The organism is Chitinophaga sp. 05T412, from assembly GCF_056396465.1.
Genome location: NZ_JBFTLN010000012.1, coordinates 244,966 through 263,691, shown reverse-complemented (window position 1 = coordinate 263,691; position 18,726 = coordinate 244,966). Strand labels below are relative to the sequence as shown.

12 protein-coding genes are annotated in these 18,726 nt (G+C 45.9%); 8 read left to right on the top strand and 4 right to left on the bottom strand.

Annotated features, from left to right (window positions below; genetic code table 11):
- The 3 genes from AC1DFM_RS25050 to AC1DFM_RS25040 all read right to left on the bottom strand — a co-directional run.
- A partial coding sequence (locus AC1DFM_RS25050) for an Ig-like domain-containing protein (protein WP_477079513.1) occupies positions 1–2,705 on the bottom strand: 2,705 nt, incomplete at its 3' end.
- A gap of 8 nt (positions 2,706–2,713) precedes the next feature.
- The gene (locus AC1DFM_RS25045) at positions 2,714–3,883 is read right to left on the bottom strand and encodes an ABC transporter substrate-binding protein (protein WP_477079512.1); all 1,170 of its coding nucleotides are present in this window, start codon (positions 3,881–3,883) and stop codon (positions 2,714–2,716) included.
- Between the two features lie 30 nt (positions 3,884–3,913).
- Positions 3,914–4,504 carry a phage tail protein gene (locus AC1DFM_RS25040; protein WP_477079511.1) on the bottom strand — a complete coding sequence of 197 codons (591 nt, stop codon included), beginning with the start codon at positions 4,502–4,504 and terminating at the stop codon, positions 3,914–3,916.
- Positions 4,505–4,892: 388 nt separating this feature from the next.
- Here AC1DFM_RS25040 and AC1DFM_RS25035 point away from each other — a divergent pair, with 388 nt between their 5' ends.
- Together AC1DFM_RS25035 and AC1DFM_RS25030 are read left to right on the top strand one after the other, a co-directional pair.
- Positions 4,893–6,146, top strand: a complete 1,254-nt coding sequence (locus AC1DFM_RS25035; RefSeq protein WP_477079510.1) for an amidohydrolase family protein — start codon at positions 4,893–4,895, stop codon at positions 6,144–6,146.
- 116 nt (positions 6,147–6,262) lie between these two features.
- Positions 6,263–6,835, top strand: coding sequence for a hypothetical protein (locus AC1DFM_RS25030; protein WP_477079509.1), 573 nt, complete (start codon positions 6,263–6,265; stop codon positions 6,833–6,835).
- Here the strand turns inward: AC1DFM_RS25030 and AC1DFM_RS25025 are convergent.
- Positions 6,828–8,390: a serine hydrolase domain-containing protein gene (locus tag AC1DFM_RS25025; protein WP_477079508.1), complete on the bottom strand. Its 1,563-nt coding sequence runs from the start codon at positions 8,388–8,390 to the stop codon at positions 6,828–6,830. The genes AC1DFM_RS25030 and AC1DFM_RS25025 overlap by 8 nt on opposite strands.
- A gap of 239 nt (positions 8,391–8,629) precedes the next feature.
- On the opposite strand from AC1DFM_RS25025, the gene AC1DFM_RS25020 reads away from it, so the two are divergent.
- The 6 genes from AC1DFM_RS25020 (at position 8,630) to AC1DFM_RS24995 (ending at position 18,611) form a co-directional block, all read left to right on the top strand.
- Complete coding sequence (locus tag AC1DFM_RS25020) at positions 8,630–10,699, top strand: carboxy terminal-processing peptidase (protein WP_477079507.1); 2,070 nt, start codon at positions 8,630–8,632, stop codon at positions 10,697–10,699.
- Between the two features lie 69 nt (positions 10,700–10,768).
- A complete protein-coding gene (locus tag AC1DFM_RS25015) occupies positions 10,769–11,359 on the top strand; it encodes an RNA polymerase sigma-70 factor (protein WP_477079506.1) in 591 nt (196 codons plus the stop codon).
- Between the two features lie 11 nt (positions 11,360–11,370).
- Positions 11,371–12,501, top strand: a complete 1,131-nt coding sequence (locus AC1DFM_RS25010) for a FecR family protein (protein ID WP_477079505.1) — start codon at positions 11,371–11,373, stop codon at positions 12,499–12,501.
- A gap of 106 nt (positions 12,502–12,607) precedes the next feature.
- Complete coding sequence (locus AC1DFM_RS25005) at positions 12,608–16,183, top strand: SusC/RagA family TonB-linked outer membrane protein (protein ID WP_477079504.1); 3,576 nt, start codon at positions 12,608–12,610, stop codon at positions 16,181–16,183.
- Positions 16,184–16,202: 19 nt separating this feature from the next.
- Positions 16,203–17,708: a RagB/SusD family nutrient uptake outer membrane protein gene (locus AC1DFM_RS25000; RefSeq protein WP_477079503.1), complete on the top strand. Its 1,506-nt coding sequence runs from the start codon at positions 16,203–16,205 to the stop codon at positions 17,706–17,708.
- A gap of 27 nt (positions 17,709–17,735) precedes the next feature.
- The gene (locus AC1DFM_RS24995) at positions 17,736–18,611 is read left to right on the top strand and encodes a zinc-binding metallopeptidase (RefSeq protein ID WP_477079502.1); all 876 of its coding nucleotides are present in this window, start codon (positions 17,736–17,738) and stop codon (positions 18,609–18,611) included.
- Positions 18,612–18,726: the final 115 nt, after the last annotated feature.

Sequence of the window (18,726 nt, the reverse complement as noted above, 5' to 3'; positions counted from 1 at the left end):
TTAATGGCTGCATTGGCCGGTACCTGTACAGTTACCGCGCCATTGGCACCCGGTGTTACTAATACGGTATACGTAATATTATCCGTTGTTTGCAGATTGCTAAGTGTCGCATTGGTAGCAGTAATACCAGTAGTTAAAAGCCCTGTAACAGCTTCGCTGAACGTAATGGTAGCAGTGAAAGGCTGATTGGTCGGAGAAGTAACCGCGGTGCTGACGGCGACTGTCGGGTGAATGGTATTGACCAGTACTCCACTTGTATTTACTATTGGTAATGTGAGCACACCACTGTTACCTGCTAAATCCTTGATAGTTCCAACGATGGCGGCTGCGAGCGCGATACCATCCATATCCAGATCACCGCTTTGTACAATATATAAGAAGCCCAGTGTGTCAGATGCAGATCCGGCCTGATAGGTCGCTTGTCTGACAGTGCTGCCGATGGTGATATCCAGTGTAGGCGTTCCAGTTACTACAACGGATTTACTGAAATGAGCTTTAAACCGCAAACCATCGCCCAGATGATAGATGCCATTGGCTGGTACATCTATGGATGTGATACTCGGTGGGGTAGTATCGTATACACGCGACAATATATTAGAGGCGCTGTTACCATTCAAACCACTGTTGGTGACCGTATTAGCCGGAAGCTGCACGGTAACCGTGCCACTCGCCGTAGGATTCACGTTGAATGTAAATGTAATGCTATCGGTGGTTAACAGATTGGAGATCCCTGCATTGGTGACCGTGAAATCTCCCATGGTCAAACCACTCACTTTCTCTGTAAAAGTAGCGGTGACTGAAAAAGTTTGGTTGAGAGGAGAAGTACTGGCCGATGTCAGGGTTACACCCGGTATCGTTGTATTCACAAACACATTGGCGGTACTGCCAACAGATTGGAGTGTCAGCGAACTGGCATTACCTGCGGAATCCTTGATGGAGCCACTATTAAGGGCAATGGCTGTGCCTACGGCAATACCGTCCATATCCATGTCGCCATTCTGTACGGTATAGGTAAATAAAAGTGCTTTGGTGCTGCTGCCGCTTACATAAGCAGCTTGTCGTATGGTGCTGCCGATCGTGACGGGAATAGAAGGCGTACCAGTTACCAGCACGATCTTACTGAAGTTAACGGTGAAGTTAAGTGGTTGAGAGAGGTGATAATAGCCATTCGTCGGTACTCCCACTGACGTTATAGTGGGTGGAGTATTGTCTATTACCCAGGTATAGCTGGCTGGCGTCGCCGTTACATTCCCTGCGTTGTCTGTAGCTTGTACCTTCCATGTATGAGATCCGGGAGCTAAGCCGGTTAATGTCAATGGGGAAGTGGCGGCCGAGTAAGCGCCTCCATCCAGGCTGGCAGCAAAGGTAGCCGTTTCACTGGCCACAAAAGTAAACGTAGCAGAGGTGCTGTTGGTCAGCACGGGTGGAGCAGTTTTAATAGTATCTGTTGGTGCTGTTTTGTCAATCGTATATACGTCCCCGCTGGTGTAAGGTAACCCGGTAACAGTATTGCCAATACCGGTTCCATTTACATCGAGTCGGAGCGTACCATCTCCGCTGCCGGTATTGACAGTCACGGTATACGTAGTGCCGCTGCCGGTTACGCTGCTGATACTGCTGCCGGAAATGCMGGTGGTAGTAAGGGTAAATGCGGAAGCGGAGACCCCGCTGGCGGAGCCGCTGAAGGTAACCGTATATTGTACACTGCTCGCATTGGTAGGACTGCTATTTACTTTGGTGACACTGCTGACAGAGATGGCAGGCGGTGATAATTTGAGAAACCGGCCATTGCCAGCAGCAGCGCCATCGCCGGCAAATAAAGTACCATGGCTATCTACTGCCAACCCCCACGGGTAAAACAGGCTTCCGATAGTGAGACCTGTAAAAATTTCTGTACCGGTTGCACCTACGCTCACCGGTGCGGTATACTTCATAATATGCGACCTGTTGGCTGGAGAAGGAGCTGTTTCTGTGGTGTAAAGATTATCCTGGCCGTCTATAGCCAATGACGTATAGCCTTTGCCGCTACCCAGTGTGGTAGCTGTATAGGTAGGTGCGGTGAGTTTAATCAGGCGTCCAGTGGAGGCATTATTAGGAAAGTCGATGATATAAATATTATTGGAATGATCGGTTACAATGCCCCAGGGATAAGTGCCGAGGCCGGAGGCCAACGGTAACCCATTATATACCACCGTGCCGCTACCAGTAAGATTAGCGGCAGCATATTTCACCACCTGGTAGCTGGTTGAAGTAGCGTTGTATTCGAGTGTGAGGAGGTTATCATTGGCGTCTACTGCCAATGCGGTGTAGTAGTTTCCGCTTTGTATAACGGAAGAAGTATAAGTGCCGGCAGCCAGTTTTATGATCTGCCAATGACTGGCAGGATCAGGGTTCATGATGAAAACATCTCCGGCGCTATTGACAGCAATGGCCCAGGGGTATTCGGAGGAGCTGAATGCTAATCCCTGATAAATAGCCGTGGGCGTACCAGTGCCATTGGTATACTTCAGCACCTGGTATTTCAGCGTCGTGGAGTTGTAAGCGGTTACATAGATGTTATCCTGGTTATCTTTGCCTACAGCGGTATAATATTTACCGGTTTCCAGCACCGTGCTGGTATACTGCGCTTTCACCTGCAGTGATAGAAATGCCGTACCGAATACCCACAGGAGTATTTGTAAAACACGAAAGTAAAAATGTTTCATAATCGCTGTTAAATGCAGAGGAAGGGATTCTGCCACCCTGATACGGATTCTTCATGGATCACCTCAAACTCTTTCGCATCAAAGCGCATCCCTTTTCCCTGATCAAGAATAATTTTATGAATTTGGTTGCCGGAAGTATTAATTTTTATGATGTTGGAGTCTGGTAATGCGAAGCCCGATAGCGGATAGAAGTTCTTTTCTCCCCGCGGGCCGCGTATAACATCTGTACGTAGTTGTTGCTTTACTTTATCCCAGTCTTTTTTGCGGGCATGTGGTAACAATTCTTTCCAGATCAGCCCTGCTTCATAACCCATCAGGGCATAAATATTGGCGGGTTGTCCGGCCAGTTTTTCAAATTGTTTTACAAACAATTGGTTCGCTTTATTTTCATTTTCCCGCATCCAGGAGCGGGAGGTGTAGAGTTCTATATCCGCGTGCTTAATATCGTCCAGTATATCATCGTATACCATGGCTTCCTGTACGAGTAACGGGATGTTTTTATGCAAACCGCTGTGTATCCATGCTTCCAGGAATTTTAATCCCAGTGAGCCACAAAAAATAGCGTGTACATAGGCGGGAGGGTCCTCTTTCCATCGTTTGAAAATAGTGGTGAGATCCAGTTGATGTGGGGCCTGCGGGTCAAAGGGCAATATATTCAGGTGCAGGCTGGTGCCACCGGCCGCCATGACGCCCTGCTGAAAGGTGCTGCTCAAATGATAGCCTGCCTCGTAGATAGGCATAATCATATGACCGCCGCCGCCAAAGGTGCTTTGGGCCCAATGGCCCAAAGCATACTGTGACTGCCATAATTGATGAGAAGCGTAAAATATATCGGGGCTTAGATAGGGGAAATGAGGGATGTATTCTCCCATATCAAAAAAGAAAGCCAGCTTTTTCTGGGGTTCAATTAAGGGAACCAGGTCGGGTATTGATTTGTAACTGATAAGCCCCGACAGGATATCAACATTGTTGAAGAAGAGTAGCTTGCGTGTTGCTTCTTCGGAGGCTTTCATGCCTCCCATTTTTGTAAACTCCGGAATAAAATGAACCGTGCGTTGCCGCACAGGGTCCAGTCCCATACCCAGTAACCATCCGGTTATCAGGTGTTGGGAAAAGAAGGGGTAGATACCCGAATAGGGGGTAAGAAACCCAATAGTGAGCGGAGGGGTAGCCGACATATAATCGATCGTAAAATAGTGATAGGCTGTTTAGCTCCTGGATGGGAATATGCCATTCAGGGCAATCAGATACGTAATAGCCAAATAAGGATTCAGGATAGAAAAAGGTTGATTGCCACCGGTGATGCCAATACTGATAGAGCCTCCTACGGTATCAGGTGACAGGGTAGCAGTGCTGTCTTTCGTTGCATACCCGTTGATTGGATTACCGGAAGGGCCACTGCCAATAGTCGGTAACATAGCCGGTACCAGCGCACTGCCTGGTGTAGTAGTGGTGCCTGCAGCAGTACTGGCAGATGGGGTCGATGTCAATTTGCTGATGTCTGCCGTATGGTTATGCGCCGGCAGGTTGGTAATAATCAGCGTGGTGTTTTCAGTACCAGCTTTTTGTCCAATAGTGTACGTGGAAAGGCCCGGTCCCTGGCCCCAGCCAATAGGCGCACGGCCTCTGAGATCCGGTAGTCCGAATGTTTGAACGCCGTCCCCGCCATAAATAGTACCGAGAAGTGCAAAAAGTGCGGAGTTTTGTGCGATGGACATAAGCTGTCCCCAGCACATCGCCCAACCGTTGATGGTGAAATTACCACCAAATGCGATGATCATTGCGAGATAAGGTTCCATGTGTAATAATAGTTATTGAGGTTAGAGAATAATGATTTGGGATTATCTGTCTATACCAATTATCACATTACTTCCCGGGAAGGAAATAATCAGGCTCTCTTTGAGGGTTTCAGCGGTCAGGGCAAAAAATTCAATCGAATTCTAAATAGGACTTAAAAGTGTGTACTTGATAAAGATAGGGTTTTTCTAAATAAAAAATCACCGGGAAATATCCCGTTGTTAGGAATCCTTTACTGCGGTGTAATGTCAGATCTGCTGTTATACGGCATATTTTATTTATGGAAATAGAGGGACGATGCATCTATGTTGAGGACGATGTGTGGTAAGGATAATATTATCTGCTTCTTACAAAAATATTTTTATACATATACTTTAAACAAAACATTCAATGAAGTACACCCTCACCCGGCTATCCTTTTTTGCAGCCCTGCTATTCACCGGAATCGTAAATGCCCAAACCACCGTGATTAAAGCCGGACATGTTTTTGATACCCGCACAGGAAAAATGTTGTCGCAACAAATAATCCTGGTCAGAGAGGGTAAAATTCAACAGATGGGAACCAATATACCTTATGCGGCCACCGACAAAGTGATTGACCTGTCGGACTCCTGGATATTACCTGGCCTCATGGACTGCCACGTGCACATGACCGTTGGTATGCCCTATAAGAAAATGGCTATAGAGCAGATGTATGCCACGGAGAGTACCGCCCTGCGGGCGTTACGCGGTGCCCATAACGCTACAGTTCTGCTCAACAATGGATTTACCACCGTGAAGGAAATAGGGAACGATGGCAACTATGCTACTGCCGACGTCATCAAAGCGATTCGGAAAGGATGGATAGAAGGTCCTACCATTTTTTATGCAGGAAAAATTATCAGTCCGTATGGCGGGCAAACAATGAGTGATATAGAACACGAAAATTTTTGGGACTATGAATACCTGGATGCCAATAGTCCGGATGAAATCAGGAAAGCCGTCCGGAAAAATATTTTCTACGGCGCCAATGTCATTAAACTGGCGGCGGATGCACATCCTTTCCATTACAGTTTGGCAGAAATAGAAGCCGCCGTCAGCGAAGCCAAAAGTGCCGGTATAAAAGTAACCGCCCACGTATCAGGTGGAGAAGCTGCGAGAAATGTCATCATGGGCGGCGCTGCGGCTGTGGAGCATGGGGTACAGCTGGACGACGATCTGTTGCGCCTGATGAAGTCGAAAGGGACTTTCCTCGTAGGCACCGATCTGGCCGTGAGCAACAGTATGGCCTACGGCATTGATTCTGCACTGGCGCTGAAATATTACCAGCTGAATATTGACAGCCTCCAACGCGCTTATAAAATTGGTACACCCATGGCATTTGGCTCGGACATCATCATGGAGATGCCGGGGAAAGACAGAGCCCAGGCGGCGCTGGAAATACTGCAGACCTGGAAAGATGCACACATACCTTACCACTACATCCTGCAATGTATGACCATCCACGCAGCGGAACTGCTGGGCATTGAAAAGGAAAGAGGCGTTATCGCGCCCGATTACTTCGCGGATATGATTGCGGTGAAAACAAATCCACTTGATAGCATTGAAGCCATCCGGAAGGTGAGCTTTGTGATGAAAGAAGGTAAGGTGATCCGGCAGGACTGACGACCTCACCGTAATGGTTTACTGCGCTTGTTTTGCGCCGGGAAAGTTGTACTTTACAAGAGATGTTGTCGCGCTTCGTATAGTGTTAATCGTTATCTACCTATAAAAGTACCATCATGCCAGCGATGAAAACCGGTTATCTGCTTATCTTCTTCTGCTTACTGTGTCAGCCATTATTTTCCCAGGATCATGCTGCAGAAATAGTGAAGGATATCCGTAATAAATACCAGGAGATCAACGCTAACAGAGCCGCCTATAGAAAGGTATGGGCCGACCGGCTGGGCGAAACCACGGAAGGGGGAGAGGTAATAGGTTATTTTCAGAAAGATACAGTGATGCTGATTGAAGAGTGCCTATATGCAGAAGGAGGAAAATCCTGTACATCGATTTACTATGATCATGGGGCGCCTGCTTTTATTTTTCTGCAGATGTATAAATACAACGTACCTTTTTATGATTCAGCTTTCAACATGCGCCTTTCTGAAGTGACTACTGACCGGTCGTATTTTTATAAAGGAAAAATGATCCGGTGGATCAATCCACAAAACCAGGTATTGGCGGAAAGAGATAAAGCATTTATTGAAAATGAGAAAGGGGCATTGAGTCTGGCCAAGGAATTATACAACGATATATTGTCGGCAGACACCCATCAGAAGGTGCTGCCGGCCAATCGTATCAAAGCTAAATAATCGCAGCAGTTAATACCTTTCTGCTATCCCTTTTAGATCCTGCTGCGGTGATGCTGTCTAAAAATGATATCGACAACTTGTTATCATCAAAAGTGCAGGTGATCATATCTCCATGAAACGTTTCCACAAACCGCATATTCAGTTGTAAAGTATGATCATTGATCCAGGTGGCAGTACCGGCTACCTGTGTAGGTTTGTGATTCAGTCCTGCTTCCGGAAAACGGTAAGTTTGCCGGTCTTTGTTGACGGCCCACTTCTCCCAGCCAAACTTAATAGCAGTAGTGCCCGCCGCTGTTTGGGTAGTCCAGGTACAACCACGGTCGGTGAAATCGAATTGCATAGCGGTAGCGCCAAAGTCATTCTTATCAGGCGTCCAGTTTTTGCGGTGATAGCGGGTTGCGAGTGGACTGCTGGTATTGCCTTTTACAACAGGTAGTTCCAGCTGATCGAGTGCGTTTTGTAATGCGTTGTAAGCGGTAGTATCTGCAGGCAGCGGATTATCCTGGATGGCTGGCAGCAAATATTTCCAAACCAGGTTGAGTGATTGCTGCATATCATCGGTTTGACTGGTAATAGCCAGTACGGCATCTTTATCCGGCATTACAATGCAATATTGCCCGAATGCACCATCTCCACGGAAGGCGCCGTGTGTGCAACGCCAGAACTGGTAGCCATATCCCTGTGACCAGTCGCCGTTGCCTTCCTGCGACGGTGTTTGATAACTGGTGGCTTCTTTTACCCAGTCGCTGCTCAGCAATTCCTTTCCTTTCCACAGCCCTTGTTGCAGGTAGAGTTGCCCCAGTTTKCCAATGTCTTCTGTTTTTACCCGCAGTCCCCACCCGGCTACGTTGAGTCCTTCGGGTGAGGTTTCCCAATCGTATCCCTTGATGCCAAGCGGTTCAAACAACCGTGGCGCCAGGTAATCCTGCAGGATTTGGCCGGTAACGGCATGCAGGATAGCGCCCAGCATATACGTTGCGCCGGTGTTATAGAGGAAATGTGTACCTGGTGTAAAGGTGACTGGTTGCGCCAGGAAGATAGCGATCCAGGAACTATCGGCGCGTTGCATGGGTGGTAAAGTATCTGCGGCGTGACCGGTGTTCATGGTCAGCAAGTGTTTCACCGTCATTTTTTTCAGATTATCGGAAGGCTGGTCGGGTACTTCTTTCGAGAAAAAAGAGATGACAGGGGTATTGATATCTAGTTTACCTTCTTTTACCAACATGCCTATAGCCGTGCTGGTAAAGCTTTTAGAGAGAGAATACAGGGAATGTACTTTTTCGGAAGAAAAAGGATGCCACCATCCTTCGGCTACCACATGTCCATGCCGTAGTAACATAAAGCTATGCCAGTTGATACCGGAGGCATTGGCGGCTTCCACGAAGCGAAGTATATCTGCGGAGGAAACGCCTTGCGACTCGGGCCGTGACCGGGGGAAGCGGCTATCCGCCGTGGTATCCCATAGCTGTTGAATGGGATGTAACAGGGGCAGGAATCCGATACCGGCCAGACCTGTACCGGCGGTTTTAATAAAATGTCTGCGACTGGTTTGCATGTGAATTGTATAAGGGCATTGGAAGATAGCTGGCACCCCCGCGGTAGCGGAGAGAGTACAAGTATAAGGCATTTTTTTTATTTCCGGAAGCGGGCATCAGCTTAGTTTTCCGCTGCTATTGCTCCGCTGCCGCCGATGGAAATCTGTCCGGCGCCCTTCACCCTTTTTAAAAGTCCTGTTGCCTTAATAGGAACATTGCCAGTTGGCTGGCAGTTTTTACAAACCGTAATTTTTTTGATATGAGCATTGCTAAATATGGCCTCTTTCTGCTGCTACCCGCGGTGGGCTTCAATTCTTTCGCCGCCACACCCACCAATGGCGAGCCGGAACAGAACCGGAAGAACGTAGTACAAATGGTCATGAAGCGCATCAAAAACCAACATTATGCGCCTAAGCCTGTGGATGATAACTTCTCAAAAGTGATCTGGCAGAATTATCTGAACGCGCTCGATGCCAACAGAAACACGCTGCTGAAAAGCGATGTAGATGCCTTGCGCAAATATGAAACGTTGATAGATGATGAGCTGGAAGCGGGGTCCCTGGAATATTTTAATGCCATTTATGCTATTTCTATGCAACGCCTGAATGAGCTGCCGGCCATCTATCGTGCAGTACTGGCTTCGCCGATGGATTTTAGTAAAAAAGAAACGGTACAGGCGGATCGTACAAAGCTGGATTTCCCCGGTTCGGAAGCAGATCGGAAAGAAATATGGCGCAAATCCCTGAAATATCAGGTGCTGCGCAAGATGATGGAAATACAGGCAGCTGATTCAACGAAAAATGATGTGGTAGCAGAAAAAGAGGCCAGGGCGTCGGTGTTGTTATCTACCGAAGGACTGTTTAAAAACCTGTTGGGCGCCACCGCTTCGGATGATCGTTTCAGCGCGTTTATGAATACGGTTACCCTGGAAATGGACCCGCATACGAATTACATGGCGCCAATAGATGCTGGTACCCGCGAATCGATGATGTCGCATCGTTTTTTTGGATTGGGCCTGGAGCTCATCACCAAAGATGGGGTGATAACTGTAAAAAGAGTAATGGCGGGTGGTACAGCCGATGCCAGTGGATTAATACAGGCGGAAGATCGTATCATACAGGTGAGCGATGCGAACGGCAAGATGGTAGAAGTAACCGGGATGAGCATTGTAGACGTATCTAAAATGATACGCGGTGAAAAAGGAACCGTGCTGAACTTATTGGTACGTAAATCAGACGGCCATGAAAAAGCGATCAGCGTGCCTCGCGGAGAAGTGATTGAAACAGAAAATGCGGCTAAAAGTGCGGTGATCGAGAAGAATGGTAAAAAGTATGGTTACCTGCGGCTGCAGGAGTTTTACCGTGATTTCAAGAGAGCAGATGGTGCGCAGTGTGCGATGGATATGGGCAAAGAAATCATGAAGTTGAATGAACAGCATATCGACGGCATGGTAGTAGACCTGCGTGGTAATCCGGGTGGTTCACTGGATGAAGTAGTGAAAATAGCTGGTTTCTTTGTGAAAACAGGACCAGTGGTGTTGGGCCGTGATAGAACCCAAACAGAACGGTATACTATCAATAATAATGATCAAACCCTTTATGATGGCCCGCTGGCAGTGATGGTGGATGAAGGCAGTGCTTCTGCTTCTGAAATTTTTGCGGCAGCCATCCAGGATTATAAAAGGGGGATTGTAGTAGGTAGTCCTTCCTCTTACGGAAAAGGGACCATGCAGGAAACCCAGGCAATGGGTAAGCTGGGTGATAAAGACAAAGGTATTCCGGATGTGAGCTATGGTTCCCTGGCGCTGACCATTAAAAAGTTTTATCGTATCAATGGTACTACTACCCAGCTGAATGGGGTAACTCCGGATGTGATTTTCCCGAGCAGGAAAATATACCTGAAGATGCGCGAAAGAGATAATGCCAGCGCGTTAGCGTCGGACACGATTGAATCCGCCTTTTTTATAAAATCGCCGCTGGCGGCTACTTTGCCGGCTGTTATTCAGAAGGCTAAAGAAGCCGTGAGCCACGACAGTGTATTGAACGTGGTAAAGAACGAAGTAGAATGGTTAAAAGTGCATGATGCGCCGGTATTCAGTTTACAGAAGGCCTCTTTTAAGAAACAGGTAAGCGAAATCGAAGCGCATAGTAAAGCGATCGATAACGCCTTGAAATTGCCGGTAAATAATCAGTTGAAAATGACAGGAACCGCAATAGACAAGCCTACTCCGGATAAACTGGCCCGTAACCAGGAGTGGATCAATACCTGTGTTTCAGATGTATATCTGAGCCGAACAGTAGATATCCTGACAGATTTAACGGGTAAGTAAAGGGAGGCAGTGAAATTCCCGGGATTTTGCCTATTTTGCGCGTTGACAAATTATGGGGGCGTAAAGGGCATGTATCAACCAAATTCTATAGAGCCGGCTTCATTTGAAGAATTGTTTCGACTGCATTATTCTTTTTTGTGTGCAACTGCTTACTACGTGGTAGAGGATGAAGATACTGCCAAAGACATTGTGCAGGACTTCTTCCTCTACTGTTGGGACAAACGGGACATCATACAGATCACACAAAACTTTAAGAGCTATGCTACTCGGGCTATACGTAATGCCTGTTTAAACTACCTGAAGAAAAACGGTAAGATGGTGTTTGGTGATCCGCTGACAATGGCGGACGAAGCTGAACTATTGCCGGAAGACGATAAAGAACGGGAAGAGACCAGGAATGCTGCCTTATGGGCGGCTATTGGTCGTTTACCGATACAGCGCCAACGGATTTTTTTAATGAGCAACCGGGATGGGCTTAAATATAAGGAGATAGGAGAGCAGTTGAATATCTCTGTAAATACAGTTAAAACACAGATCAAACTAGCTTACCAATATTTACGGAAAGAGTGCGAGTGGATGGTCATTTACATCGCTGTATTATTTTTTTTAAAAGAATTTATGATTTGCCTTCACCCCTTTTTTAAATACGGTTGCCTTTAATATAGATTGCTATGGATACACCAGACAAGGATATTAATTGGGAAAAACTGCTATCAGTAATAGAGGATGGCGAAACGGCCGCTTTGAATGAAGAAGAGGCTGCGATGTTGCGTGCTGCAAAGGAAATGCAGAATAGGGTAAAAACAACAGATAGGTTTCCGACGGAAGCAGGATGGCAACAATTTGTGGCCGCCCGTGAAGCCAGGACCATGAAAGTGGTGTGGCGCCGGAGAATAGCCGTAGCCGCTGCCGCCGCCGCGTTGCTGGTTACCGCCGGCGTATGGAGCTGGCAAAAGCATCTATCCGGTGCCAGGCCGCCAATGGCGGCTGTAGTAAAAGCCGACCTGCCAGCCACCACAAAAGTGCAGATCGTAATGGGTAATGGTCAAACCATTACCCTGGGAGATAAAGATTCCGCTATCCGTAAGGATAATAACGGCACACAGGTACAGGTAGATAGTACCGGTATCGTATACCAGGCAGCGCATAATAAGCAGGAAATAAATACAATGGATGCCTTAGTGGTACCCAAAGGAAATCAGACCCATATTGTTTTACCGGATGGTACCGAAGTATGGGTGAATGCGGAATCAAAACTGACTTATCCTTCCGCATTCAATGGTATTAAAAGAGAGGTGTGGTTGCAGGGAGAAGCCTTCTTAGCCGTGGCGGTAAATGTAGAACAACCTTTTGTTGTACATGCGAAAGGAACCACCACAGAGGTATTGGGAACATCATTTAACATCAGTACCTATATAACTGTGCAAACCACTTTAACCAGCGGTAAAGTGAACGTTAATGCAGGAACAACCAATCAGATACTAACACCCGGTCAGCAGGCCACTTATAGTGAAGCTACCGGTACATTGCAAAAACAAACCGTTGATACCAGGTTATATACCGCCTGGAAGGATGGAGATATTTATTTTGAAGACGCTACGCTGGGAAGTATCGTAACCAGCCTTGGACGTAGCTTTGATTATGATTTTAAGTTTGAGGATGCCGCATTGGAACAGGTAAACATGACGTTGGATATACATAAGCCAACCACACTACAACCAGTATTGGATCGGATAAAACTAATTATTGGCAACATTACTTTTCGGGTAGAAGGCAGAACGGTATTCATTAGCCGGCCATAGTTACTACGAAACAGGGACATGAAAAAATGTATGTAGACACGCTACATCCTGCCAGCAGTATGCGCAGGACAGGGCAGACAGTTTAATTATTTAATATCAAACCAAAATGAGAAAAATGTTGGGCTTACCTTCATCTGGGAAGGGTATGCATGGCTATGCTGTGTACTTACTGCTACTATCTTTTTTGCTGGTGTTTTCGAATCTGCAGGCACAGGAATCTGGAGTGTTAAAACAACGGGTATCCTATCATGCCAACAAGCAGCCACTGCTGAAGGTATTGAAGGAGGTGCGCACACTAACCAATGTACGTTTTACCTTTAATAACGATGAAATTCGGAAGCAGGGAGCAGTAACAGTAGACCTGCAAAATGGCACACTGGAACAATTGTTGAAACAGGCATTGACGAATACCGGGTTGGAATTTGTGGAAGACCTCGGAGGTATCGCGATTTATTTGAAATCAAATACCCAGATGACCCAGGAGGAAGTCAACGCCAGGATGGGTTATATCTTTCGCGGACAGGTTACTAATTCTGCCAATGAGCCATTACAAGGCGTTACCATACAGGGCCTCGAATCAAAAAATGGTACGGTTACCGCAGCAGATGGTATTTTTTCAATCGTGATAAGGGAGAAAGAGCAGTTGCGCATTTCGCGGTTGGGTATGAAAACACTCGTGTTCACACCGAAATCAAATAATAACAGTTTTTCGAAGATTGCACTCGATTCTGCCGCTCAGGTGATTAATGAAGTGGTGGTGAATGGTTATACGAAAATAGATGCGCGCTTATCGGCCGCTTCTACTTTTAAACTTGACGCAGCGCAGCTGATACAACCGGGAGAACCTACCATTGATAAAATGTTGCAGGGTAAAGTACCTGGCCTCATGGTGATGAACAACAGTGGTAGCGTGAATGGTCGTCCTACCCTGCGTATGCGTGGTACTTCTACCTTTGTGGGAAACGCCAGCCCTTTGTGGGTAATAGATAACGTAGTACGTCCTGACCCGGTGGATATGTCAGCTACTCAGATCAATAATGTGGTATCAGATGCTCAAAGTGGTAACTACTCGTTAATTGGAGGAGCCGTGAGTGGACTGAATCCTTATGATGTAGAAAGCATCACCTTCCTCAAAGATGCTGCTGCAACCGCTATTTATGGGGTTTCTGCTGCCAATGGGGTAATTGTGGTAACTACCAAGAAAGGTAAGGCTGGACCTATGCGGGTGAGTTATAATACCAACATGTCTTTTCAGCAACGCCCTTCTTATGCTGGTATGAACCTGATGAACTCTAAAGAAAGGGTGGATTTTTCCAGGCAGATGGTGGAAGATGGAATGCTGTATCAGACTAATAGCAAAGGATATGGTGGAATGTATACGTACGAGGGATTGGTGCAGGCGTTGTATGCAAGAACAATTACAGAATCTCAATTTAAAACAGAGGTAGCCAAGCTGGAAACCAATAATACCGATTGGTTTAAAGTGTTTTTTAGAAATAGTTTCAGCATGAATCACTCTTTGAGTATGAGTGGGGGAGCAGGTAAAACAACCTATTTCGCGTCTTTTAGTTTTGCGGATGATAGAGGAGCAGCCCAATTGGATACCCGGAAAAGTTATTCGATTAACACCAACCTCCATACAGAGGCATCAAAAAGATTATCATTCGATATTAGCGTCAGGGGGAATTATGCCAAGGTAGGAGGATATTATGCTGGTGTTAATCCACTGGGTTATGCCCTGACTACCAGTAGAACACTTTCTCCGGAAACAGTGTACCCGGTAACGATGGCTAACACACAGGTATTGCCTGTACCTCCGGCTATCACGTTTAATATGTTAAATGAAATTGCCCAATCAGAGAATTCAGGGAGTACGAGGTCTATGCAGGCCACTGTTACGGCAGGCTATAAAGTGCTGCCTGGCCTTCAGTTCAGCAGTACCGTTGCCGCCATTTCCGATGCCACAGATGTGTTTACGGCCATCTACGAAGGAAGTGGGTGGGCAAGTCAAAACCGTGGCTGGAATCTGAGTTATACGCCATCTGTGAAACAGGTGGCAAGCTCCTACCTGCCCTATGGTGGATTGGCCAACATTGGTAACGAAAATGCGCTGACGCTGAGTATGCGTAACATGTTGGTTTATGACAAGTCTTTTTTTAAGGAACGCGATCAGTTCAATTTCAGCATTGGAAATGATCTTTCTTCCCAGCAGATAAAAGGCTTCAATTCTCAGGAACCAGGTTATTATCCCGATCGTGGTCAGGCTTTTTATCCTACTCCGAAAAGTATATCACGGTATAGCCAACGTAACATTAAAAATACGATTAATAATACTTTGGGGTTATTCAGTACTGCCAGCTACATTATCAACAATAAATACGTGTTGAATGCCAATATCAGAACGGATGGTAATAATCGTTTCGGGCAGTATTCCAATTCCAAATTTTTGCCTAACTATAGTGTTGCCGCCAGATGGAATGTAACGAGTGAACCCTGGTTGCAAACCAGCCGGGTACTGAGTAACCTGGTGTTCCGCGCATCTTTAGGTACCCAGGGAAATGTTGTGAAAGTAGTAGGCCCGGAGCTGATTGCTGAGTATCCGTCAGATGGTAATGCAGATCCTACAACAGGTATTCCTACGCTTCACACAAAATCATTGCCTTATCCTGACCTGCGTTGGGAAAAAACAAAGCAATGGAATTTCGGAACAGATGTGTCTTTATTTGATAGAAGAATTAACCTGACTGCTGAATATTATATTAAGCACAGTAAAGATCTGTTAATGCAAAGAAACATTCCGTATGAATATGGTATTGACTTTATGTACAAAAATAGTGGTACTCTGCTTAACCGCGGAATGGATCTGCGCCTGGAGATAGTAGCCATCCGTAACAGAACAAGTTACTTGTCGATAGCATTCAATAACAGCAGAAACTTTAATCAGATAGGCGAAAACAACTTTAGTAATACCTACGACGACTACCTTAATGGAACTGTATTGATTCCCGGCCGGCCTATCAGTGGTTTTTATTCCTACCGTTTTGGCGGACTGGATGGTACAACAGGACTGCCAACCTTTAAGCGGGTAGGTCATGGCGATGCAATTGATACGGTTGGTTTACTGGTTTATTCCGGACAGCTACAGCCGAAATTGAACGGCGGTTTTGCTATTACTTTCAGCTATAAGCAATTCTCAGTGAATGCCGACTTTGCTTATGCCCTGGGCTCTTCCAAGAGACTGGACCCATTGTTTAGCCACCAGGATATGGCAACAGATGGCGTGCCGGCACCTTATGATAATGTGAACAGAATATTACTTACCCGCTGGCGTAAACCTGGTGATGAGAAGACTACCAATATACCAGCTATTACGGATGTCAGTGGTATCGTTGTACCAGGAACGGGTAATAAGATGATATATCAAGCCTACAATCAGGCTGATATTCGCGTGGTGGACGCCTCTTTTCTTCGTTGCAAAAATTTGAATTTCAGGTATTCAGTACCACAAAGAATTTATTCGAAGGCAGGGGTGAGAAATGTGTCTGCGGGTGTATTTGTCAGCAACGTATTCACACTGGCCAGCAAGCAATTGCATGGCGAAGATCCTGAAATTCCGGGAGTAGGCACCAATGCCTTACCATTGACCAGGAAGTATGGCTTTAGCATGAATGTGGATTTTTAATATTATCAACTAAAAAGGTATGAAAAAAATAGTAGTCATTGCCTTATTGGCAGGTAGCATGGTCTCATGCAAGAAGTTTTTAGCTGAGCGTTCACAAACAGAAGTAATTCCCAAAACCACGAAAAATTTTGGAGAAATTTTATATAGTGATGGCTACCCTACGGTGAATGTGCAGTTGCAGCCATATCTCACGCTAATGGATGATGATCTGGAGTGTTATAATGGCGATCTGATGGCAGACAATCAGAAAGATGTGACGATGAATGCAGGCGCTTTTCAGTGGCAGGCCAATTTCATTGATGTCTGCAGATCGGGCGGTGCCAGTGTAGGCCAATTTGATTCCTGGCGTACCTACTATAAACTTATTTTAGGTACCAACGTAGCGCTGCAGTATCTGGATAACTCCATTGGCGAAGCCTCAGATAAAGCCATGTATAAAGGAGAAGCATATGCATTACGGGCATTTTACCATTTTATGCTGGTAAATCTATATGCAAAACCTTATAATGATTCTACTACTACACCGGACAAACTTCCTGGTGTACCATTGAAATTAGATGCAAATCTGTCGGAAGAGTTTCCTGCCAGGAATACGGTGAAAGAGGTATATGCACAGGTTACAAAGGACCTGGACACGGCTATTAATATGTTAGAACAAGTGGGAGCGGATCAGCGGTTATACCGTATGTCGGCAACAGCCGCCCACCTGTTGGCAAGCAGAATATACCTGTATATGGAACAATGGGATAAAGTAATAGAACACTCAGACTACGTGCTGAGCCATCATCCGCAATTAATGAATCTGAATACCTGGCCTAATGATGGTGTAAATACTGATTATACAAAGTATCCGTTGATTGGAGTGAACAATGTGGAAACGATCTGGTATTATGGTTCGGTAGACGAGCCCCAGGTGGCTGGCACCAGCTCGGCATATGGTATTTCCCAGGACCTGGCCAATACCTTTGAGACAAATGATCTTAGACCAGAAATATGTTTTCCGGCGGTACCTGATTTCCTGAAACCTTATGTAAATGGTAATTATTTTTTCACTAAAATAATTGCAGGCGCCCAGGTACTAGGTGCAGATATGGGTACCTCCTGGCGTAGTTCAGAAGCTTACCTGAATCGTGCGGAAGCGTATATTCAGAAATATAAAACCAAAGGCGATGCAGGAGCTGCAGCAGAGGCATTGAAGAATTTGAATACTCTTCGTGCAGCCCGATTTAAGGCAGGCACTTATACCAACTGGACCCTTGAAACAGCGGATAAGTTATTGACCATGTGCCGTGCCGAGCGCAGAAGGGAATTATTCCGGGAAGGAGGCCAACGTTGGTTTGATCTGAGAAGATATGGTATGCCTTCTATCCGCCATATCTATCAACCTACGGTCAATACCAGTGCGATATACGTATTGCAAAAGAGAGATCCGCAATATGTATTACCAATTCCTAACGAAGTAYTGCAACGGAATTTCTCATTGGAGCAAAACCAGCAAATAAGCGGTGTTCGTCCGTCTCTCTAAAAAATATTGAATCATAAAACGTATTTTATGTCTACTGCCTTTCTGCGTAATATCATGATCACTGGTTTGACATTACTATCATGTATTTTCGTTTCCTGTCGTAAAGAAGCGGCTATCACATCAGAGAAAATACCTGATTTTTATGTTTTGCCGCAGGGGAATCAGCCATATGATGATTCCATAGTAGCCTTCCATCAAAAGTATGGGACTTATATTTTGTATAAGTTTTCAACATATGATCTTACCTACAACTACACGAATTACCTGCAGGTAACAGCGGGTCTTGGTAATCCTGCCTGGATTAAAAATACCCTTGCCTATTTTAAGTCGGAGTGCCTGGATTTTTATCCCGAAAGCTTCCTGCAGAAAACTATKCCGTTTAAAGTGTTGCTGGCGTCCTATTTCGATACTGGCTATACCAAGACCGGTGGAACGGAAGTAGTCCCATTAGGGCGCTCCGTGACTGGATTTTGTGCCACCAGAGGCACGTTAACGATTGGGTGGGCTGATAGTACACTGGCAGCACAATTGCCGGCACGTAGAAAGGAGCTGAGAGGATTTATGCATAGGTCCTATATGGCGCAGTCTATCGCTGCGGGTGGTATCTCAGTACCGCAGGCGTTTCAGAGCCTGGCTCCTGAAAACTATCAGGCAGTAAACGGGGGCGCTTATGGGTTGATAGAAATCAGGCCAGCTGTGGGGAACTTTATCGCAGATGCCGCCTGGGATTTTACCTGCTACGTAAATGCGATTACCTCGCATACCAAAGCAGAACTGGATGCTACCATTTTAAGCCCCAGTTATGATGTAGCCGGATTGGTACAACAGAAATATACCATTGTCGTCAATTTTTATAGAGAAAAATATGGAGTGGATCTTCAGGCGATCGGTAATCACCCTTAAAAGATAGTTAATACAGATCTTCCATAAATAATATCACAAACCCCTTTCCAGCCTTATTGCAGGGAAGGGGTTTGTTTTGCCCGCTGACTATACCTATCAATAGAAAAGTCACAAA

Excerpts from the sequence above, each read along its gene's own strand:
- AC1DFM_RS25045 (WP_477079512.1), bottom strand. The coding sequence starts at position 3,883 with ATGTCGGCTACCCCTCCGCTCACTATTGGGTTTCTTACCCCCTATTCG.
- AC1DFM_RS25040 (WP_477079511.1), bottom strand. The coding sequence starts at position 4,504 with ATGGAACCTTATCTCGCAATGATCATCGCATTTGGTGGTAATTTCACC.
- AC1DFM_RS25035 (WP_477079510.1), top strand. The coding sequence starts at position 4,893 with ATGAAGTACACCCTCACCCGGCTATCCTTTTTTGCAGCCCTGCTATTC.
- AC1DFM_RS25030 (WP_477079509.1), top strand. The coding sequence starts at position 6,263 with ATGCCAGCGATGAAAACCGGTTATCTGCTTATCTTCTTCTGCTTACTG.
- AC1DFM_RS25020 (WP_477079507.1), top strand. The coding sequence starts at position 8,630 with ATGAGCATTGCTAAATATGGCCTCTTTCTGCTGCTACCCGCGGTGGGC.
- AC1DFM_RS25015 (WP_477079506.1), top strand. The coding sequence starts at position 10,769 with ATGTATCAACCAAATTCTATAGAGCCGGCTTCATTTGAAGAATTGTTT.
- AC1DFM_RS25010 (WP_477079505.1), top strand. The coding sequence starts at position 11,371 with ATGGATACACCAGACAAGGATATTAATTGGGAAAAACTGCTATCAGTA.
- AC1DFM_RS25005 (WP_477079504.1), top strand. The coding sequence starts at position 12,608 with ATGAGAAAAATGTTGGGCTTACCTTCATCTGGGAAGGGTATGCATGGC.